Here is a 20059-nt window from a genome sequence, read left to right as displayed (position 1 = left end):
ATTTATTTGGCCCTAGTATAATGACTTTAAATCATTCAGAGACTTTTTTATGCGTACAAATCATCCAGTTACTAACAATCAACGTACTTTTAATTCAGAGCTGCGTTTGATCTCTGTTACTGATACTCAGGGCAATATTATTGATTGTAATGATGTCTTTGTTGACGTGAGTGGTTTTTCTCGACAAGAATTACTAGGGCAGCCGCATAATATTGTACGTCATCCCGATATGCCTGAACTGGCCTTTAAACAGTTATGGACACAGCTTAAAACGGGAAAACCGTGGATGGGCATAATTAAAAATCGCTGTAAAAATGGCGATTATTATTGGGTAAATGCTTATGTGACTCCCGTGACTAACAATGGCAAAATTGTTGGCTATGAGTCTGTTCGCTCTGCTGCAAAACAGGAAGATATTACTAGAGCTGAAAAACTATACTCTGAAATTAAGCAAGGTAAACCGCTAAAAACGGCTGCACCAGTGTCGTTACCTACCATTATGCTAATTGTTACCTCTTTACTTGCCTTAGGCCTGTATTTCTTAACCGAACAATCTAGTGCGGCTTTTTGGTTAGCTTTAGTGTCTAGCTTAGTCTATTCCATTTGGATTAGCCTAAGACGTAATAATGATTTAGGGGTTTTAGATAACTTATTAGAACATGCCTTTTCAGACCAACTAGCCGTGCTTAGCTATACTGATGATGCAGGTGTAATGGGTAAACTAAAGGTGTCATTACTTAGCCAAAATGCACATTTAGATACCATTTTGAACAGAATTGAAAATTCATCAGCACAAGTCGCTGCAGAGTCAATTAAAAGCTTAGGCCTGACTAAAACTGCAAGTGAAAAGCTAGATCAACAACAGGCTGAAACTATCCAAGTAGCAACAGCCATGAATCAAATGACAACAACTATCTCTGAAGTTGCTATGCATGTTAATAATACAGCGACGCAAGCCGGTACTGCTTATCAATTAACAAAAGATGGCAATAGAGTGTCTGATATTACCAAAGCTTCAATCGAAAAATTACGAGATACAGTACTTAATATTGGTAAATCTGTCACAGAAGTGTCGGAGCAAACCAAAAATATTGCTGCAGCAGCACAAATAATTGAACAAATTGCAGAGCAAACTAATTTACTGGCATTAAATGCAGCAATAGAAGCCGCCCGAGCCGGTGAGCAAGGTCGAGGCTTTGCCGTAGTGGCTGATGAGGTGCGTAATTTAGCCCAGCGTACCCAAGAGTCAACTAAAGATATCTACGCTATTGTTAACTCTTTAACCCAAAGAGCATCAACAGCAGTGACGGTTGCTAATACGGGTAGTGAAGATGCAGAAGAAGGCTTAGCTCGAGTGTTAGAAAGTGCAGAAATGTTAAATGGCATTGCTGATGCAGTAGGAAATATTGCCAATATGTCTGCACAAATGGCGACGGCAGTAGAAGAGCAAACGCATGTTGCCGAAGATATTAATAAGCAAGTGGTTAGCATTTCAACACTCGCTGATGTGAGTACCGACAGTGCAAATGATGCGATTACTTCTATCTCGCACTTACAAAATATTGCAGATGAATTGTATGAATTAGTGGTTAGATTTAAAAAGCATTAAGTTTATTAAGTTGTTTAAGCTGCTATATAAATAGTTAAGTCATAAGCTACAGGATTAATTAATGCAAAACTTACAAGAGATTGTTAAGTACTTACAGTTTTCGAATAAGCAATTTGTGGATCGTAAAGCATTAATTGATCTAAGCCAACAGGAGGTGGACTTATTAAAGCAAGTCCATCTTCCATTACAACAATACGAAACTAAGCTAATAGATGCTTTTTATCAGCATTTATTTAAATTTAATGAATTAAAGTCTATTTTAATAAAATCTGGTTCTTTAGAAAGTTTAAAACGAAAACAGGCAATGTATTTTCGGCGGCTAACGGCAGGTATCTATGATGTAACTTATGCCGAAAATCGGCTTAAAGTTGGTATTGCACACGAACAAGTTGGCTTAAATACCCAGTGGTATATTGGCGCTTATGGTGCATATTTAACTTTAGCTAGCCAAGCCATATCTGAAATATTACAGCAACAGCCTCAGATTATTCCCGCGACCCTAACTGCGTTATATAAAGTTGCGTTGCTAGATATAACATTAGCCTTTGATGCCTACATGTATGCTAGCCATCAAAGCCTAATTGCAGGTAAACAAAAAGTATCAGAGCAATTTAATTATCAGCTTCGTTTGCAAGACGCAATTAACCGTATTCAAACCGCTTATATTACTGATTCTTCAGATGATTCTGAGTTATTTATTCTGCTTAATGAAATGCTGTTACTTACAGAAAGTAAAGCAGGTTTATTAGCCCTTGTTAAAACCAGTGAACAAAATCAACCCTATTTAAAAATTAAAGCTATAAGTGATAGCAACTTGTCTCTTGAGCAACAAAAGTCTCATAAAGATTTAGGATTAGAATTTCACCAGCTAGATAATTTACTTGGCGAAGTACTGTTAACTCAAGATATAGTTATATCTAATGATCTTGAAAATGACCCTCGGTCAGGCGAATTATATAAAAATTATCTAGATACAAAATCCTTTTTAGGTTTACCCATCCGTATAAACCAGCAAGTGAGTGCGGTTTTAGTGCTGGTAAATAGGCCTGAAGGATATAATGACAGCATTGCATTGGGCTTAAAACCGATAACAGATGCGCTTGAAACGTTAGCTATTGCACGTAAAACAAAAAGAGAGCTGGGGAAAACCCTAACGGATAATGCGCGTTTAGCCGTAGTGGCTAAACAAACAATTAATGGCGTAGTAATAACAGATCCTGACTTTGTTATTCAATGGTGTAACCCTAGTTATTATCAGCTTACAGGGTATAAAGCAGCAGAGGTTATAGGCAAGAAACCGCTTTTATTACAAACAGGGCCAAAATCTAACCAAGAGAAAATTAAACAATTGATGTCTGCAGTGAAGGCACTTAAACCTATTGATATAGACATTATTAAATATAAAAAAGATAAAACCCCTTATTGGGCCAGAGTAAGCTGTAACCCAACCTATGCAAATAATGGGCAACATCTTGGTTTTGTCTTAGTTGAGCTTGATACCACTAAGGTTAATCAGCAAAATCAGTTATTACAACATTATAAAACCGTGTTAGACAATATGAATGATGCTGTTTATTTTGTCGATGTCGATAGCTTTAATATTATCTATGCAAACTCAGGCGCACAAAAGCAATTAGGAATGACTGAGCAAGAGTTATTATCCTTAAAGCCTTTTAATATTAATGCTAATTCAAATGATGCATCATTTAAAGCTTTAGTTGCTCCTTTAGTAAACAAAGAGATTGAAACGCTAAATTACAGTACCTGGCATCTAACAGCCTCAGATAAAAAGTTACCTGTTGAAGTAACAATGCAGTTAGTAAGCACAGCCTTTGGTGCTGATATTATTATTAATTTAATTCGAGATATATCAGTACAGCAGCAAGTTGAACGATTGCATAATGCGCAAGAGCGAGATGTTAATAACCTGCTTCAGCGTTCAGATGATCCTATAGCAATAATTAATAAATCGCAGAGAATAATCGACTGCAATGCAGCAGCTTTATCGTTATTTGGTTTTACTAAGCAGAGTGATTTAATTAATAAAAAATTAAGTGAGCTTGGAATAGCAAATAGCCTGATAAATACTGCAGCGGCACAACGTTCAGAAAAGATTGATATAGCTTGGCAGCAAGGCTATCAAAAGTATACTTGGTTATATTCCACAGTAAAAAGTACTGAAACTCCAACTGAAATTACCTTAACCCCGGTTATTTATAAAAAGCATGCTTGCTTGCAGGTTGTTTGGCGAGATTTAACTGAAATAAAAGAAAAAGAAAGAAAAATAAAACAGTTAGCCTATTTTGATGAATTGACAGGATTAGCAAATAGCAATTTATTTACAGCGCGTTTGGAGTACTTATTAAAAGCGGCTAAGCAGTGTAACTATACTATCGCAGTCATTTATTTCGATATTATCAAGCTAGCCGAAATAAACGAAACTATGGGCTATAAAGGTGGTGACATTACAATTAAAGCTGTTGCAAAGCGTTTTGCTCAGCAAATTCGTCATGCTGATTTAGCACTGAAGTTTATGGATGAAGACTTTCGTCATCATGCTGAAGTTAATGTTAACGCAGTTGATCGTGAGTTTGATGCCTTAGCTAGGATCCATGCTGATAAATTTGCTTTAGCTGCGGTGCTTACTAATTCAGGATCCGCAGCTAAGCTTACTGAACGTATTCAGAATGTTATTAAAAAGCCCCTAGATATTATGGGCAATCAATTGACTGTTTCTGTTCGTGCCGGTGGTGCTTTATATCCTGATGATGCTACTGATTATGACTCATTAATACGAGGGGCTAACATCGCCCGTGGTCATGCTAAAGAGCAACAGTTGAGTCATAGTTTTTATAATATAGTTATCGGCGATAGAGTTCAGCGTCGTGCATTAATATTTCAGCGTTTAGAGCATGGTATAGTTTCAGGACAACCTAATTTTAGTTTGCGTTATCAACCACAAGTTAATTTGAAAACAGGTCAATTAAGTGGTGCTGAAGTTCTTATTCGCTGGTTTGATAATGAATTAGGTTGGGTAGCGCCAGATGTTTTTATACCACTAGCCGAAGATAGAGGTTTAATTAACCCAATTACAGCTTGGGTTATTAATACAGCAGGTAAACAATTAGCTGACTGGCAAAAATTAGGTCATCTATCGGGACCAGATAAACAGGTTAAACTAGCAATAAATGTGTCAGCAAAAAACTTAGAAATGCCTAATGTTGCTATGTGGCTAGATGAAAAAGTTGAACAGTTAGGCTTGTCAGCGCAGGATTTTGAAATCGAGTTAACCGAGACAGGGTTAATGCGTGATCCTACCCAGGCAATTAAAGTATTACATCAGCTGAAACAAGCTGGTTTTAATTTAGCCATTGATGATTTTGGCACGGGTCATTCATCTCTTAGTTATTTAAAAAATATTAATGCTGATACTTTAAAAATAGATATGTCTTTTGTAAGAAGCTTACTAACTGATAAGACTAATCATGCTATTGTTAAAACCGTTATAGCTACCGCTAAAATATTTGGTATGAAAACTTTAGCCGAAGGCGTGGAAGATAAACTTATAGCAGATGAATTAACGCGATTAGGCTGTGACTATGCCCAAGGCTACTTTTATGCCAAGCCTTTACTCGCTGAGGAGTTCCAACAAAATTGGTTAGTAAAAATGAATAATTAATATTCGACACAGGAGGGATAGTGGCTAACTTTTCAACGCTTATGCAGCAAGTGCGGCAATGTAGCTTGTGTCAGGATAATTTACCCTTATTGGCAAAACCCATTTTACAAGCAAGTGTTAATGCAAAAATTCTAATTGCCGGTCAAGCACCTGGAGTAAAAGCCCATAACAGCGGTGTTCCCTTTGATGATGCTAGCGGTAAACGTTTACGGCAATGGCTGGGGCTAAATTCAGAGCAGTTTTATGATCCAGAACTTATTGCCATACTACCGATGGGCTTTTGTTACCCTGGTAAGGGAAAAAGTGGTGATTTAGCGCCACGACCTGAATGTGCCCCAGCTTGGCGACAACAGCTGTTAGATCAAATGTCTCAAATTAAACTGACTGTTATTATTGGCCAATACGCAATTAAATGGCACAAGCCTCAGTTTAAAGGCACGGTTACCGCCGCAGTGGAACAAAGCTTACAACAGCTTGCTGATGGCTGCGACAACAACACCCTAGTACTGCCGCACCCAAGTCCTCGAAATAATATTTGGTTAAAGAAACACCTTTGGTTTGAACAGCAGTTGCTGCCGCTGCTACAAAAAAAGATTAGCCAGCTAATTTAATGTTAAAGAGCCAAATAACAGTAAATGTAGTTTTGGCTCTTTAATTAAGCTTTAAGCTATTTATAAAGCAGGTTAAAGATCTAAATACTGCGGCCAGCCTAATAATGGATTACTTAAACCGTGTTGGCTTTCAAGTGCATCTAACTTTTCTGGTGAGGCATCGTTAAGGGCTAGTGCTTGGTAACTTTTAGCAAACTCTAAGGTGCGTACTAAGGCCGGTATAAAGTGCGGCCCTAAATCTGCTTTAATAGCATCAGCAATATTTTGTGGCATTTCGGCAAATACCGACTCGGCTTGCATCGCAAAATAGTGGGTATTAAACCAATGTGGCTGTAAAGTGATATTGCGCAAACGCTGTTTTAAATCGTGCTTAACCTTGTCGTCTGAGGTGAGGGCACGATAGAATACAATTTCGGCTAACACATCTTCTAAACCAAAGTGCTCATATTCATCGTAGCTAGTGCGAATAAAAAACTGCTGATGCAATAATTGTCTTGCTTCAGTGTGTAAATGTTCGCTTAGCGCTTGCTGATAATGTTGCCACCCAAACCAGTCTTCTGCATCGGCAGGTGTTGAGATATTCTGTAGTAAGCTTTGCTGAACCTCGCCGTATAACGACTTAGCGCGCTGGTTCTTGCTTACTTGAGTTAGCATACTCCAGCCTTTTTGAAATGGTTTAATAATGCTTTCGGGTGCTAATAAAATAGCTAAGGCTTTATCTAGATCATTATCAGATAACTCTCTTAAGCCTAAGCTGACTACGCCAATAATATCGTTAGCCGCTTGTTCTAATAAATGCATTTTATATTTATTATAAAATTTATCGGCAAATTTTAAGCTCATTAAAACCGCTTTTGACTTTAATTGAGCAAGGCTTGTTGCATCAAGTTGTTGTTCGGCTTGGCCTTTAGCAATAACTTGAGTAAGAAAAGGCCCATTACTGCCATCACGGAGCATTAACTGCATGCGAGAACCCTTAATCTAAAAAGCTAAACATATCGTCGACTTCAGTATACTCGTCAGTGGCTTTATTATTTTCTTTCGCTTGCATTACCAGTTCAGTTGCAAACTTATTAATAATACCTTCCCACCCCGAGTTTTCGTTACGAATAAGCGCTTTAATGGCTGATTCAACTCTTGGGGTTAAATAACGAATAAGTGCTAATAAACTGCGAGGATCATCATAGCTAATATTATGTACATCTTCATTACGATGGCGTTCAGTAAAACGAGTTGCTTCTTCTAAATCTTCTTCTGCATCGTGCTGGGTGTCGTTATAAATATCATCCTCATGCAGTTGCTCACCGCGATATAGCTCTATAAAAGGAATAGATAAATAAAATAGGCCGGCTGGATCGTCAGCAATGCATTGTAAAATTTCAGCTTGTTTTTCTTCGCTGTCTTGGTTTCGAATTAAATAGGTTAAAAAATCAAAAGTATGTTGTTGTAGCTCTTCAGCATTACTTTTAATTTGTTCTTCCCAATATAAGGGTTGTTGACAGACAATATCGCGAATTTTTTCTGGTGTCATTAACTCAGAAATTATCGACGGAAAAGATAAGTCATGTTGGCTATTAATTTGGGTTAAAGTCACAATGTCAATATTTTCAATGACTTCAACAAGCTGTTGATCTGACATTGTATTAGCAATTAACTCAAATTTTTTACTGGCTTGTTTAGGTTCAATTACGGCAAGTTGCTTTATTTCTGCAGCTGCAACTTCAATTAAATTGGTCATTAAGCATCTTCTCCTTTAAAGCCGATATCATCGAATTGATCGTCATAGCCTTCTTCGTCGCTATCACCTGATTGGTCGTCATAATCACTATCATAGTCATTATCTTGATAATCATCTTCATGCTCGTCAGCGTCGTCATAATTGATAGCGGTGTTGGTATCTTGATTAATCATAAATACTACAGCGCAAGCTTCAATTAATACCGACTCTGAATAATCGCGAATGGCTTTAACAAAGGGAAGATCGGCATTATTAAAAGCAACACTAGTTTTAAATTGATCCCAAGTTGGCATAGTGGCGCTAGCTAACCATTGTTGCCACTGTGTTGTTGCAGCTGGGGGGAATTTTACTTGGCCATACAAGGCAATAGGTAAATACTCCGGTAGCGAGCCTAGCATAGAAGGATCGTCTAATAGAATTGCTTTCATTTTGCTAGTAAATTGCTGTAACGCCATTGGCGACTCAGGATCATCGTAAGAATGAATATTTTCCAAGGCTTCAGTTTTTAGTGTCTCAAGACGCGGTATATTTAATTTTTTTGACATAAATGACTCACGGATAAAATTGATCCCAGAGCTCCTGCATAGCAGAGGTTGGGTCGGGTACGATTACGTTATTAAAATCTTTAATAAAAGCCGCTTTTTGTTTTGGATCAGACAATATATTATAGGCATTCGTTACACGCTGTAATTGCGCTGCTGCATATTGTTGCTCAGACTCAGATAAGCCATGTAATTTGTCTGGATGATATTTGTTTGCCTGTCGCCTATACGCTTTTTTAATCTCATCATCTGTGGCATTGGTTTTTATACCCAGTACCCGAAAGTGATTAATCATTATTATTCCTGCGAACACAAAAGTTATTGAAGAAGACTTATCGGCTAGAATTATAGCCATAAATTATAATAGCAGAATAGCCAGTTAGGGTGTTAAATAAAGTGCTTATTTTAAGCCGTTTCTAAGCTATTTGCCTTAGTTCAATTATTTAATTTTACCGCAAGCTGAGTTTAGGAAAATAATCGACTAAAAAGGGGGTATAACGCTTTTCTCTCTTCGGTTTAGTACGGATTTGTGCTTAAATAATGGTGCATTAAGTAAAGGCATTTATTACTGTAAATAACAATAATAATAGCAAGTACTTGCGGTTGAACAACGATAAGCAGAGGAAAAAGTATGAAAACTGATAGAAGACGTTTTTTAAAGTTATCCGCCGGTGGTCTTGTAGGCTTAAGTGTCGGCGGTATTAGCTTAAAAGCTTTTGCTGCTGAGCAATTGTCTTTAGATAATGCACAAGCTAAAGCAATGCAATATACCCATGAGTCAGAAAAAGAAGGGGCTCACTGTTCTAATTGCGCTTTAATTCAAGGGGCAGAGGGTGAGGAATGGCGTCCTTGTGCAATTTTCCCCGGCAAGCTAGTGCATAGTAATGGTTGGTGTGCTGCATGGGCGAAAAAGCCAGTATAAGTTGAGCTGTAAAACGTTGTAAATACATAATTTAAAAAGTTAGATGAAATAAAACGGGGCCGTGATAGCCCCGTTTGTATTGGTGCTAGATTAAAGCAACTGAATACACAGCCGGTGCATAATTGCGGCTGTCGCCCCCCAAATAAACCGCCCCTGATAGGGCATCGCGTGTAATTGTCTTATTTTGCCGGCAAGAGGCAAATTAAATTGATGGCGGTTTTGCTGCTGTAAAAAGTGTTGTAGAGGTACTTCAAAAATATCGGCAACTTCATTTGGCTCGATATGCCAGCGCGGCTGAGGTTTAACTAAAGCCACCCACGGCACTATGGTAAAGCCGGTGCTTGTTGGCTGTATAGGTAAAGAGCCGAGTAGGTCAACATTTTGTCTTTGCAGACCAATTTCTTCATTTGCTTCACGTAACGCGGCTTCAGCCGGTGTTTCATTAGGCTCTATTCGCCCGCCAGGAAAACTTATTTGGCCAGGGTGATGCCGTAAATGTAAGGCGCGCTGGGTAAATAATAAGGTTAATTCAGTGCCGTAATCGATAATAGGCACTAAAACCGCAGCTTGCTTTATATCGATTGCTCCCCCTTCTTCAGCTTGGGCTGCTTGATGTAACATAAAGCGTTGTCGAAATTCATCAGCTTGCATTGCGGCTTACTCACACCTGTTCGATTGCAAGGTAGGTAAAATTTTATTGACTTTATCTAAGGTTTCTTGAAACTCACTGTCAACATTAGAGTCGGCTACAATTCCGCCACCTGCCCAACAATAAATTTGTTGCTGATTACACACAAGGGTGCGAATAGTGATATTGCTATCCATGTCGCCGTTAGCATTAATATAGCCGATGCTACCACAATAAACTGAACGACGATGTGGCTCTAGCTGCTCTATTATTTCCATCGCCCGTACCTTTGGCGCGCCTGTAATAGAGCCGCCAGGAAAAGCAGCATGTAGCAAGTCAGCGGCTGTGTAATTATCCGCTAAGGTGCCTGTTATGGTACTGACTAAATGATGCACTGCAGGGAAGCTTTCAATAGCAAATAGGCTAGGTACAGCCACACTGCCTGGTTGGCATACTTTGCCGATATCATTACGTAATAAGTCGACAATCATCACGTTTTCGGCGCGATCTTTAGCTGAATTGCGTAAATTATCGGCTTCTATTTCATCTGTCATAGCGCAAAAGCCACGCGGCCGAGTGCCTTTTATCGGTTTGGTTTCAACTTGCTTATTATGCAACTGCAACAGGCGCTCTGGTGAAACACTTAATACACAGCCTTGCTCTGTGCGAATAAAAGCCGAAAAAGGGGCGGAATTACTATCGCGTAGCTTTAAATAAGCTTGCCATTCATCACCTTGATAGTGAGCATTAAAGCGCTGGGCTAAGTTGATTTGATAACAGTCACCACTTAATAAGTACTGCTGAATTTGCTCAAACTTTTGCTGATAACTCGCTTTATCCATATTAGATTGCCACTGGCTAGTTAAACTAAAGGGCAGGGGCTTAGGTGCAGCTGTGCTTGCATTATTATTTGAGTTAAAAAGCTGTTTTAGGTTTTGCCACCGCTCTTGTGCGTTACCGTTATAGTCTACACACCACAGTTGTTGTTGCTGTTTATCTAATATTAGCGCCCAAGTATAAAAGCCGATAGCCATATCGGGTAAGTCGATATCTTGTTTGGCTAGGCTAGGTAGGGTTTCAATATAGCGGCCTAAATCGTAGCCAAAATAACCTAAAGCGCCGCCTATAAAGGGTAATTCGCTGGCAACTTTATGAGGAAAAAACTGATTTAAGCCTTGCTGTAATAACGCAAAAGGGGCGCCTTGTATTTGGGTATTTGTTCGCAAATCAACTAAAGTCGCTTGGCCATTGCTAGCTTGCAAAGTAGCAATAGGCTTGGCAACGAGAATATCGTATCGGCTATTAATATGCTGATTTGCTGCTGAGTCTAACAGCATAGACCAAGGCTTATCAGCAAAATAGCTAAAATAATCGAGTAAATTGTTTGGTATTTCGTCTTGAATTAGATGTTGCTGCATGAATGGGACTAGCCGCTGTTTCTGATGCGCGGTATCATAGCAGCACTTACAACAATAGTTAAATATAGTGCTAGCTATTATAAATTAGCTAGCGCAGATAGCTCCAGACAGCGCAGAGGACAAGTAATTATGACGGTCATTCGCCAGCAAGACTTTATTGATAGCATTGAAGATGCATTGCAGTATATCTCTTATTATCATCCACTGGATTTTATTAAAGCATTAGAAACGGCTTATCACAAAGAGCAAAACCAAGCGGCTAAAGATGCAATAGCGCAAATTTTAATAAACTCGCGCATGTCAGCTGAAGGCCACAGACCTATTTGTCAAGATACGGGGATCGTAACGTGTTTTGTTAAAATTGGTATGGATGTGAAATGGGATAAAACGGATTTAACTGTACAAGAAATGGTTAATGAAGGTACGCGTCGTGCTTATTTAAATCCAGACAATCCATTACGTGCTTCTATTGTTGCTGATCCTGCTGGCGCACGTAAAAATACTAAAGACAATACACCTGCCGTTGTCCATATTGATTTGGTGGCTGGCGATCAAGTTGAAGTGATGATTGCAGCTAAAGGCGGTGGCTCAGAAAACAAAACTAAAATGGCGATGCTTAACCCATCCGACTCTATTGTTGACTGGGTATTAGAAACCTTACCAAAAATGGGTGCCGGCTGGTGTCCACCTGGTATGTTAGGTATAGGTATTGGTGGTACGGCAGAAAAAGCGGCTGTGCTAGCCAAAGAGTCGTTAATGGATCCTGTTGATATTCAACAGTTAATAGATAAAGGCGCAGAAACGGCTGATGAAAAGCTGCGTTTAGAGCTGTATGAAAAAGTCAATAAGTTGGGTATAGGTGCGCAAGGTTTAGGCGGCTTAACAACGGTTGTTGATGTTAAAATTAATAGTGTACCAACCCATGCTGCAAGCTTACCTGTAGTGATGATCCCAAACTGTGCTGCTACTCGCCATGTGCATTTTCATTTAGACGGCAGTGGCCCTGCAGATATTAAGCCGCCTAAATTAGAGGACTGGCCACAAGTGACTTGGGAGCTTGGTAGCAAAGTACGCCGAGTTAACTTAGACCAAGTGACACCAGAAGAAGTACAAACCTGGCGCGCGGGCGAAACTGTTTTACTAAGCGGTAAAATGCTTACCGGCCGTGATGCTGCGCATAAACGCATTGCTGATATGCTAAGCAAAGGCGAAGCCTTGCCAGAGGGTGTCGACTTTAAAAACCGCTTTATTTATTACGTTGGCCCAGTGGATGCAGTGGGTGATGAGGTTGTTGGCCCAGCTGGCCCAACTACCGCAACACGGATGGATAAATTTACCGATATGATGCTAGGTGAAACCGGTTTATTAGGCATGATTGGTAAGTCAGAGCGGGGCGATAAAACCGTTGCCAGTATTAAACAGCATAAAGCCGTATATTTAATGGCTGTTGGCGGCGCGGCTTACTTAGTGTCTAAAGCGATTAAAAAGTCACGCGTTGTTGCTTTTGCCGATTTAGGTATGGAAGCCATTTATGAGTTTGATGTTGAAGATATGCCGGTTACCGTGGCGGTAGACTCCGAAGGAAATAATGTCCATCAACAAGGGCCTGCTATCTGGAAAGTTAACATAGAAAATATGGCAGCGAAATAATAGTGATAAAAAGGCTACTAGATACTGAGTAGCCTTTTTGTTTAATGGGACTTTATTCAGCCGAGCTTACATTATACATTAGGTTAAAACTAGAATAGAAACATACGCTTTTAATAACATACCTCTTATAAAACTGGAGTTAGCATGAAATATTCAGCCTTGCTGGTATCACTATTTTTCAGTGGTACAGCGTTAGCTAATGCGCCATTGAGTGTCGAGCATTTAAACCAAGTTAATAATCTTTATGATGCAGCATTATCGCCAGATGGTCGCTATGTGGCTTATGGCCAAAGTAATGGTGGCTTTAGCCCAGCTGATACTAGCAGTGATTTATATTTAATTGACTTAGCCAAACAAAATACTTTAACGCGGTTAACGCAAAGCCAAGGCCGTGAACATAATCTGCAATGGTCAGCTCAGAGCGATAGCGTGTACTTTATTACTAATCGTAGTGGTACGAATCAAGTATGGCAGTTGGCCTTATCGGGCGGTGAAGCACTGCAAGTAACCGACTTACCGGTGCCCGTTTCGGGTTTTATAGTGTCAGCTGATGGTAAGCAGATTGCGTTAGAGTTAACTGTTAAGCCGGGTTGTGAAAAGCTAGCTTGTACTGTGGCTGCCAAACAAGCCGATAGTGCTAAAAAAGACAGTGCCATGGCGTATGATCAGCTAATGGTTAGACATTGGGATACGTGGCTGGATGGGTATCGTAATCAATTACATATAGCGCCTTTAGACCAAGGTGTTGTTAAAGATGCACGTAACTTAATGCCTGAATGGGACACGGATATCGCCGGTATTACTGAGGTAACTTTTACTCCCGATAATCAACGCTTAGTATTTAGTGCCAAAATTCCATCAGCTGATCAAGCTTGGCACACTAACTTTGATATTTTTATGGTGTCGATAAATGGTGGTGAAAAGCAAAACTTAACGGCAGCTAATCCCGCTTGGGATGCAGCGCCATCTTTCTCGGCTGATGGTCGTTTTATGGCATATAAAGCCATGAAAAAACCACAAGCAGAAGCTGATCGTTTTGGTTTAATCTTGCTGGATATGGTGACCGGGCAGCGCAAAGAGCTCGCCGCTGATTTTGACCGCTCTATTATTGATTATAAATTTGGTCCTGATAACCGGACTATATTTGTGACAACCCAAGATGTAGGCCAACGCAGTATTTATGCTATTAACACCAGTTTTGGTGATGTGCGAAAAGTCTATGGTGACGGTACCGCCGGCGGATTACAAATTGCTGCAGGAAAACTAGTCTTTACTAATCATCGTTTAGATTTTCCAACCGAACTATTTCAACTTAATTTAGATGGTACTGAGTTAACTCAATTAACCAACATTAACGCCGAATGGCGTAATGCGGTGCAATTTGGTGATTATGAGCAGTTTAGTTTTAGTGGCGCGAATGATGAAACGGTTTATGGTTACTTAGTTAAGCCTTGGAACTTTGATCCTAACAAGAAATATCCAATGGCATTCTTAGTTCATGGCGGCCCCCAAGGTAGCTTTGGTAATATGTTTAATGTGCGTTGGAATGCCCAGATGTATGCCGCTCAAGGCTATGCGGTGGTCATGGTAGACTTCCACGGCTCTACAGGGTATGGCCAAGCTTTTACCGACTCTATTAGTCGCGATTGGGGCGATAAGCCGTTACAAGACTTACAAAAAGGCTATGCCTACATTTTACAAGCACAGCCGTGGATTGATGGCGACCGTGCCTGTGCCTTAGGTGCTTCTTATGGTGGCTATATGATGAACTGGATTGCAGGTAATTGGCCAACTGGTTTTAACTGTTTAATTAATCATGCCGGTTTATATGATATGCCAAGTTTTTATGGCAGCACTGAAGAGCTATGGTTTCCAGAGCGTGACTTAGGCGGCCCAGTTTGGCAAGAGGGTTCTGACTATCATAAATATAACCCAGCTGCATTTGCCGACAAATGGCAAACGCCCATGTTAGTTATTCACGGCTTAAAAGATTATCGTGTTCCTTATGCACAAGGTTTAGGTGCTTTTACTAACTTACAGCGCAAAGGTATTGATTCACGGTTAGTTATCTTTCCTGATGAAAATCACTGGATTTTAAATAAAGATAATCGCGTGCGTTGGTATAACGAAGTGTTTCAGTGGCTAGAAAAATATACTCAAGCTAAATAATTGAGACAGCGCTATCTGATTACAACTATCTAAAGTGGTGATCTTAGTTTTCGCAGCGGCAATATCCGCTAGAATGCATGTTAAGGTTACCACTATAGATAGCCACTTTAACGCTAGTTGGAACTTTTGTTAGCCTAAGTTGCCTTAGGTTTAATTCTATTTGCAAGGACTGCTTAATGCTGGCTATGCCGTATCGAACTAATTTATTCCACAGCAAACTATTTCAGATTAAAAATATATTTTTACTTCTGTGTTTATTGCCAAACTTAGCACTAGCGCAAAGTTTTAGTGAAAAATTAGCCGCTGCAGCCTTAGAGCGAACGGCACACCAAGTTAGATATGATGGCCGTTATTTACGTATTGCCTATCCTAATGGTGATGTGCCAGCAGATATAGGGGTATGCACAGATGTTGTTATTCGCTCTTATCGCGCTCTAGGTATAGATTTACAACAATTAGTGCATCAAGATATGCAGCAGTCTTTCGCCCGTTATCCTTCAAAAAGAATTTGGGGCCTAACCAAGCCAGATAGCAATATTGATCATCGTCGAGTACCTAACTTACAAGCATTTTTTAGCCAGCATGGAGAGCGGCTTAAGCAAAGTAAGTTAGGCAGTGATTATCAAGCTGGGGATATTGTCACTTGGATGTTACCTGGTAATTTACCGCATATTGGCATAGTGGCTAACCAATTATCGGCTGATAAAAAAAGGCCCTTAATTGTCCATAATATTGGTTCAGGGCCAGAGCTTTCTGATATGTTGTTTACTTATCCTATTACAGGCCATTATCGCTATCAGCCAGCATTAGACTAGCTTTAAGCCATTTCAGCAGCAATTTGTTGTAAAGATGCGGCTAATTGTGCAGGCTCTTGAGCACCCGAGATTAAATACTTATTGTTAATAATAAAAGCGGGTACCGATGAAATTCCGGCTTGTTGATATTTTGCAATATCGTCATTAACTTCCGTTTCATATTGGTTTGACGCTAAGATGTGACTTGCTTCGGTTTTATCTAAGCCAGCTTGTTCTGCACAGTCGGCTAATACGTGCTGATCTGCCACATTTTTAGCATGACCAAAGTAAGCATCGAATAATGCTAGCTTCATGGCATCAGCTTTTTGCTGAGTAGCTGCCCACTTTACTAGCCGATGGCCATCAAAGGTATTACAAGTATTACGCTGCTGAAGTTTTGCAAAGTTAAGCCCAAGCTCAGTTGCGATGGTGATCATATTATCTTGAGCCGCACGCATTTCATTGATATCACGGCCATACTTTTTACTTAAAGCTTCTAAAATAGGCTGTTGTGGCGCATTTTTATCTGGGTTTAGCTCAAAGGCATGCCATTCAAGCTTTGCTTTAATATTCGGTAAACTGCTTAAAGCTTGTTGTAAGCGGGCATAGCCAATAGCGCACCAAGGGCAGGCGATATCTGATACTAAATCTATTTTAATCTGTTGCATTAATGCAATCCTAAAAGTTTATAACTACAGTTAAGCCAGCATAGGCTGTTTGTAAAGCAGTCTCAAGTATAGTACCTCATGCTAACCCATGATATCGCTATTATTACTGTAAGGTAAAACTGAATTACCTAGTTATGTTATTTGTATGGATTTAGAAAAGATAGATTTCAGGTTATACTTAGCCATATCTAAAATTTCGTTATTATTTAAAAGGATACAAAAATGGAAATGATTAAAACACGTGCAGCCGTTGCCTGGGGTCCAGGCCAGCCGTTATCAATTGAAGAAATTGACTTAATGCCACCGCAAAAAGGTGAAGTCTTAGTAAAAATTATTGCAACGGGTGTGTGTCATACTGATGCTTTTACTTTATCGGGTGATGATCCTGAAGGTATTTTTCCTGCCGTTTTAGGCCATGAGGGTGGTGGTATTGTTGAAGCCGTAGGTGAGGGCGTAACCTCTGTTGCTGTGGGTGATCATGTTATTCCGTTATACACACCAGAATGTGGTAAGTGTAAGTTTTGTTTATCAGGCAAAACTAACCTGTGCCAGGCCATTCGTGAAACGCAAGGTAAGGGTTTAATGCCAGATGGCACAACGCGTTTTTCGAAAGATGGTAAGCCAATTTATCATTATATGGGTACCTCAACTTTTTCTGAATATACGGTGCTACCAGAGATTTCATTAGCGAAAATCAATAAAGAAGCGCCATTAGAGAAAGTGTGCTTATTAGGCTGTGGTGTTACAACGGGTATGGGTGCTGTAATCAATACGGCTAAAGTGCAACCGGGCGATACCGTTGCGGTATTTGGTTTAGGTGGCATTGGTTTATCAGCCATTATTGGTGCGGTGATGGCTAAAGCGGGCCGTATTATTGCCATTGATATCAACGAAGATAAATTTGAAATTGCTAAGCAGCTGGGTGCAACAGATGTGATTAACCCTAAAAACTATGATAAGCCTATTCAAGAGGTTATTGTTGAAATGACCGATGGCGGCGTTGATTTCTCTTTTGAATGTATAGGTAACGTAAACGTTATGCGTTCAGCATTAGAATGTTGCCATAAAGGTTGGGGTGAGTCGGTAATTATTGGTGTAGCTGGGGCCGGCCAAGAAATTTCAACTCGTCCATTTCAATTAGTTACCGGTCGTGTTTGGCGTGGTACTGCCTTTGGTGGCGTTAAGGGCCGCAGTGAATTACCTGATTATGTTGAACGCTACTTACAAGGTGAGTTTGAGCTAGATACCTTTATTACTCACACTATGCCGTTAGAAGATATTAATAAGGCGTTTGACTTAATGCATGAAGGTAAGTCAATTCGTACTGTTATTCATTTTTAAGCTGATTCAATATTAACTTTAGCGATAGGCTAGTTTATAGATTACAACACTCAGTCTTGATTGCCACAGTAACTCGTTCGCGTAAGCGCTCTCTCAGACAACCTGTGTCAAACAAAATGAGGTTCTAATCTATCTATTAGCTAAATATTACTAATTATATTACTTAAATTCATAGTTAGTTATTTCGGTGTTTTGGAAGGTTTTATGAGTCAAGATAAATTAACTAAAGTCAGCGAACACTTAGTGTTTGCTGGTAAACAAATCCGCTTTGAACACAACTCGCATAGCCTTAACTGTAAAATGCAATTTTCGGTGTTTTTACCCGCTGAAGCTGAAACTAAAAAAATGCCAGCAGTTTATTGGTTATCAGGCTTAACCTGTAATGATGAGAACTTCTCAAGCAAAGCTGGCGCTCAACGCATTGCGGCAGAGTTGGGAATAGCCTTAATTATTCCTGATACAAGCCCGCGGGGTGAAGGTGTCGCAGATGATGAAAATGCAGCTTACGATTTTGGTTTAGGTGCAGGCTTTTATGTTAATGCCACCCAAGCACCTTTTGCTAAGCATTATCAAATGTATGACTATATTTTGCATGAGTTACCGCAATTAGTTGAAGGCCAATTACCTATTTCTGAAAATAGAGCGATAACGGGCCATTCAATGGGTGGCCATGGCGCTTTAGTTATTGGTTTGCGTAATACTGAGCGTTATAAGAGTATTTCGGCTTTCTCACCTATTTGTAATCCAATGAATGCTGCTTGGGGTATTAAAGCATTATCAGGTTACTTAGGCGAAGATAAGCAACAATGGCAGCAGTACGATGCCTCTTTATTATTAACAGAAGCAAAATCACTATTACCTATTTTAGTTGATCAAGGCACTGCTGATAACTTTTTCCCCGATCAATTACGCACAGAAAGCTTAATTGAGGCTGCGAAACAGCACCATGATGCCGATATCGAAATACGCTATCAAGAAGGCTATGATCATAGCTATTACTTTATTTCTAGTTTTATTGAATCTCATTTACGCTTTCATGCTAAGCATTTATTTGCTTAAACAAAGATAAGCCTAAACTAAAACTTAGACGTAGAGTCTGAACTAAAGCAGCTAAGGTGATACAGCCTATAGCTGCTTTTCTTTATTCCTGACAAGGGTATAATCAAATTTTATCCGCTAGAAGGAGCCGTCAATGAGCCAAAATAATAGCTATGATAACAATAATGTATTTGCCAAAATTCTGCGTGGTGAATTGCCATGCTTTAAAATTTACGAAGATGACTACAGCCTAGCTTTTATGGATATTATGCCCCAAGCGAAGGGCCATGCTTTAGTGATACCTAAGTTTGCCGCTGAAACCTTATTAGAGATCCCTGCTGATATGCTGGCGCATACTATGACTACAGTGCAAAAGGTGATGTCGGCGCAAAAAACAACCTTAGGCGTTGAAGGCGTTGTACTGATGCAGCTTAATGGCAAAGACGCAGGGCAAACCGTACCTCATCTACATTTCCATTTAATTCCTGAGCATTTAGCTAATTTAAAAGGCCATAGTGCTGAAAAGGGAGATATGGAGCAAATTAAAGCCTTAGCTGAACAGATTAGCCAAGTACTTTAATTTAAGGCCAGCACCCAGCTCATAGCTAGGTAAGCTAGTTATGATGCTTAAAAGCTAAATTCATAATAGATTGATAACAGATATGGCTTCTTTAACGCTTAAACTTGGTTTCTAAAATAACGGAAGAGTTAGTTCGTTCAACGCCATCTAGGTTACCAATATCGTCCAGAATATGGCTAAGTTGCTCGGTACTTTGAGCTTGTACTATGGCAATTAAGTCATATTCACCACTGATGGCATAAAGCGCTGATACTTGTGGCAGTTGCTTCAGCTCTATATTGGTTTTGGCAGTTAGCTTTTGTTTTACTTTTAAGCTGACATGAGCTGAAATTAACTCTGCAGAAAACTTATCGCCATAATCAACAGAATAACCTTTAATCACACCGCTTTGTTCAAGCTTAGTAATACGTGTTTGTACGGTCGAACGTGACACCTTTAAGGCTCGTGCTAAGTCTGAAATACTGGTTCTGGCATTACTTTTTAACAGAGCCAACAATTTTTCATCTTCTTTTGTTATCATTTCGTTTTAATTGCCCGTTAAAATGTATAATAAACCGATTATATTGCTAATTATGTCTCTGCAAATTGACATCTTTAACCAGTATACTAGTTCACAAATTACCAATGGTCACTATAAAGTAAATAAAAACTCTTAGTGTGCCTTAATTAACC

General features: G+C 39.5%; 18 protein-coding genes. 10 read left to right on the top strand and 8 right to left on the bottom strand.

From position 1 onward, the window contains the following. Positions 1-49 precede the first annotated feature (49 nt). From ACRCA4_RS08930 to ACRCA4_RS08920, 3 genes are all read left to right on the top strand, one after another. Positions 50-1609, top strand: a complete 1560-nt coding sequence (locus tag ACRCA4_RS08930; protein WP_433187152.1) for a methyl-accepting chemotaxis protein — start codon at positions 50-52, stop codon at positions 1607-1609. Positions 1610-1670: 61 nt separating this feature from the next. Then, positions 1671-5288, top strand: coding sequence for an EAL domain-containing protein (locus tag ACRCA4_RS08925; protein WP_433187149.1), 3618 nt, complete (start codon positions 1671-1673; stop codon positions 5286-5288). Between the two features lie 20 nt (positions 5289-5308). Continuing rightward, positions 5309-5899, top strand: coding sequence for a uracil-DNA glycosylase family protein (locus ACRCA4_RS08920; RefSeq protein WP_433187147.1), 591 nt, complete (start codon positions 5309-5311; stop codon positions 5897-5899). Positions 5900-5971: 72 nt separating this feature from the next. Here ACRCA4_RS08920 and atcC read toward each other — a convergent pair whose 3' ends face one another. Genes atcC through atcJ form a run of 4 tightly spaced genes read right to left on the bottom strand, consistent with a single transcriptional unit; the run spans position 5972 to position 8474 of the window. Beyond that, entirely contained in the window at positions 5972-6865 is an 894-nt protein-coding gene (gene atcC / locus ACRCA4_RS08915; protein ID WP_433187144.1) for a cold adaptation protein AtcC, read from the bottom strand. Between the two features lie 10 nt (positions 6866-6875). Beyond that, entirely contained in the window at positions 6876-7637 is a 762-nt protein-coding gene (atcB, locus tag ACRCA4_RS08910; protein ID WP_433187141.1) for a cold adaptation protein AtcB, read from the bottom strand. Further along, the gene (gene atcA, locus ACRCA4_RS08905) at positions 7637-8182 is read right to left on the bottom strand and encodes a cold adaptation protein AtcA (protein WP_433187138.1); all 546 of its coding nucleotides are present in this window, start codon (positions 8180-8182) and stop codon (positions 7637-7639) included. Before atcA ends, atcB begins: the two co-directional genes overlap by 1 nt. A 7-nt stretch (positions 8183-8189) precedes the next feature. Next, the gene (gene atcJ, locus ACRCA4_RS08900) at positions 8190-8474 is read right to left on the bottom strand and encodes a cold adaptation protein ActJcold adaptation protein ActJ (RefSeq protein ID WP_433187135.1); all 285 of its coding nucleotides are present in this window, start codon (positions 8472-8474) and stop codon (positions 8190-8192) included. A 336-nt stretch (positions 8475-8810) separates the two neighbouring features. Between atcJ and ACRCA4_RS08895 the strand changes: the two genes are divergently transcribed. Beyond that, the gene (locus ACRCA4_RS08895; RefSeq protein WP_433187132.1) at positions 8811-9101 is read left to right on the top strand and encodes a high-potential iron-sulfur protein; all 291 of its coding nucleotides are present in this window, start codon (positions 8811-8813) and stop codon (positions 9099-9101) included. 90 nt (positions 9102-9191) lie between these two features. On the opposite strand, the gene ACRCA4_RS08890 is transcribed toward ACRCA4_RS08895, so the two are convergent. Both ACRCA4_RS08890 and pabB read right to left on the bottom strand, forming a co-directional pair. Then, positions 9192-9752, bottom strand: a complete 561-nt coding sequence (locus tag ACRCA4_RS08890) for a CoA pyrophosphatase (protein WP_433187129.1) — start codon at positions 9750-9752, stop codon at positions 9192-9194. Between the two features lie 6 nt (positions 9753-9758). Then, positions 9759-11147 (bottom strand): aminodeoxychorismate synthase component I, encoded by a 1389-nt coding sequence (gene pabB, locus ACRCA4_RS08885; protein WP_433187126.1) that lies wholly within the window; start codon positions 11145-11147, stop codon positions 9759-9761. 129 nt (positions 11148-11276) lie between these two features. Between pabB and ACRCA4_RS08880 the strand changes: the two genes are divergently transcribed. The 3 genes from ACRCA4_RS08880 to ACRCA4_RS08870 all read left to right on the top strand — a co-directional run bounded on the left by ACRCA4_RS08880 (position 11277) and on the right by ACRCA4_RS08870 (position 15781). Then, positions 11277-12797 (top strand): fumarate hydratase, encoded by a 1521-nt coding sequence (locus ACRCA4_RS08880; protein ID WP_433187123.1) that lies wholly within the window; start codon positions 11277-11279, stop codon positions 12795-12797. A gap of 144 nt (positions 12798-12941) precedes the next feature. Then, positions 12942-14966: a prolyl oligopeptidase family serine peptidase gene (locus ACRCA4_RS08875; protein ID WP_433187120.1), complete on the top strand. Its 2025-nt coding sequence runs from the start codon at positions 12942-12944 to the stop codon at positions 14964-14966. Between the two features lie 185 nt (positions 14967-15151). After that, a complete protein-coding gene (locus ACRCA4_RS08870; protein ID WP_433187118.1) occupies positions 15152-15781 on the top strand; it encodes a DUF1287 domain-containing protein in 630 nt (209 codons plus the stop codon). A gap of 2 nt (positions 15782-15783) precedes the next feature. Here the strand turns inward: ACRCA4_RS08870 and ACRCA4_RS08865 are convergent, their stop codons facing one another. Continuing rightward, positions 15784-16428, bottom strand: a complete 645-nt coding sequence (locus tag ACRCA4_RS08865) for a DsbA family oxidoreductase (protein WP_433187115.1) — start codon at positions 16426-16428, stop codon at positions 15784-15786. 231 nt (positions 16429-16659) lie between these two features. Here ACRCA4_RS08865 and ACRCA4_RS08860 point away from each other — a divergent pair, with 231 nt between their 5' ends. From ACRCA4_RS08860 to ACRCA4_RS08850, 3 genes are all read left to right on the top strand, one after another. Further along, the gene (locus tag ACRCA4_RS08860) at positions 16660-17769 is read left to right on the top strand and encodes an S-(hydroxymethyl)glutathione dehydrogenase/class III alcohol dehydrogenase (protein ID WP_433187434.1); all 1110 of its coding nucleotides are present in this window, start codon (positions 16660-16662) and stop codon (positions 17767-17769) included. 204 nt (positions 17770-17973) lie between these two features. Continuing rightward, a complete protein-coding gene (gene fghA, locus ACRCA4_RS08855) occupies positions 17974-18828 on the top strand; it encodes an S-formylglutathione hydrolase (RefSeq protein ID WP_433187112.1) in 855 nt (284 codons plus the stop codon). A gap of 133 nt (positions 18829-18961) precedes the next feature. Next, complete coding sequence (locus tag ACRCA4_RS08850; RefSeq protein ID WP_433187110.1) at positions 18962-19387, top strand: HIT family protein; 426 nt, start codon at positions 18962-18964, stop codon at positions 19385-19387. A 91-nt stretch (positions 19388-19478) separates the two neighbouring features. Here ACRCA4_RS08850 and ACRCA4_RS08845 read toward each other — a convergent pair whose 3' ends face one another. Further along, the gene (locus ACRCA4_RS08845; RefSeq protein WP_433187107.1) at positions 19479-19907 is read right to left on the bottom strand and encodes an Lrp/AsnC family transcriptional regulator; all 429 of its coding nucleotides are present in this window, start codon (positions 19905-19907) and stop codon (positions 19479-19481) included. Positions 19908-20059: the final 152 nt, after the last annotated feature.

This window comes from Rheinheimera sp. WS51 (assembly GCF_050936095.1).
Taxonomy (GTDB): Bacteria; Pseudomonadota; Gammaproteobacteria; order Enterobacterales; family Alteromonadaceae; genus Alishewanella.
Note: the sequence above shows the minus strand (reverse complement) of the source record. Positions and strands in the feature narration are given on the sequence as shown.

Coding starts and splice junctions, on each gene's coding strand:
- ACRCA4_RS08865 (WP_433187115.1), bottom strand. CDS start 16,428: ATGCAACAGATTAAAATAGATTTAGTATCAGATATCGCCTGCCCTTGG.
- ACRCA4_RS08895 (WP_433187132.1), top strand. CDS start 8,811: ATGAAAACTGATAGAAGACGTTTTTTAAAGTTATCCGCCGGTGGTCTT.
- ACRCA4_RS08850 (WP_433187110.1), top strand. CDS start 18,962: ATGAGCCAAAATAATAGCTATGATAACAATAATGTATTTGCCAAAATT.
- atcA (WP_433187138.1), bottom strand. CDS start 8,182: ATGTCAAAAAAATTAAATATACCGCGTCTTGAGACACTAAAAACTGAA.
- atcJ (WP_433187135.1), bottom strand. CDS start 8,474: ATGATTAATCACTTTCGGGTACTGGGTATAAAAACCAATGCCACAGAT.
- ACRCA4_RS08890 (WP_433187129.1), bottom strand. CDS start 9,752: ATGCAAGCTGATGAATTTCGACAACGCTTTATGTTACATCAAGCAGCC.
- pabB (WP_433187126.1), bottom strand. CDS start 11,147: ATGCAGCAACATCTAATTCAAGACGAAATACCAAACAATTTACTCGAT.
- fghA (WP_433187112.1), top strand. CDS start 17,974: ATGAGTCAAGATAAATTAACTAAAGTCAGCGAACACTTAGTGTTTGCT.
- ACRCA4_RS08925 (WP_433187149.1), top strand. CDS start 1,671: ATGCAAAACTTACAAGAGATTGTTAAGTACTTACAGTTTTCGAATAAG.
- ACRCA4_RS08870 (WP_433187118.1), top strand. CDS start 15,152: ATGCCGTATCGAACTAATTTATTCCACAGCAAACTATTTCAGATTAAA.
- atcC (WP_433187144.1), bottom strand. CDS start 6,865: ATGCAGTTAATGCTCCGTGATGGCAGTAATGGGCCTTTTCTTACTCAA.
- ACRCA4_RS08880 (WP_433187123.1), top strand. CDS start 11,277: ATGACGGTCATTCGCCAGCAAGACTTTATTGATAGCATTGAAGATGCA.
- ACRCA4_RS08875 (WP_433187120.1), top strand. CDS start 12,942: ATGAAATATTCAGCCTTGCTGGTATCACTATTTTTCAGTGGTACAGCG.
- ACRCA4_RS08845 (WP_433187107.1), bottom strand. CDS start 19,907: ATGATAACAAAAGAAGATGAAAAATTGTTGGCTCTGTTAAAAAGTAAT.
- atcB (WP_433187141.1), bottom strand. CDS start 7,637: ATGACCAATTTAATTGAAGTTGCAGCTGCAGAAATAAAGCAACTTGCC.
- ACRCA4_RS08930 (WP_433187152.1), top strand. CDS start 50: ATGCGTACAAATCATCCAGTTACTAACAATCAACGTACTTTTAATTCA.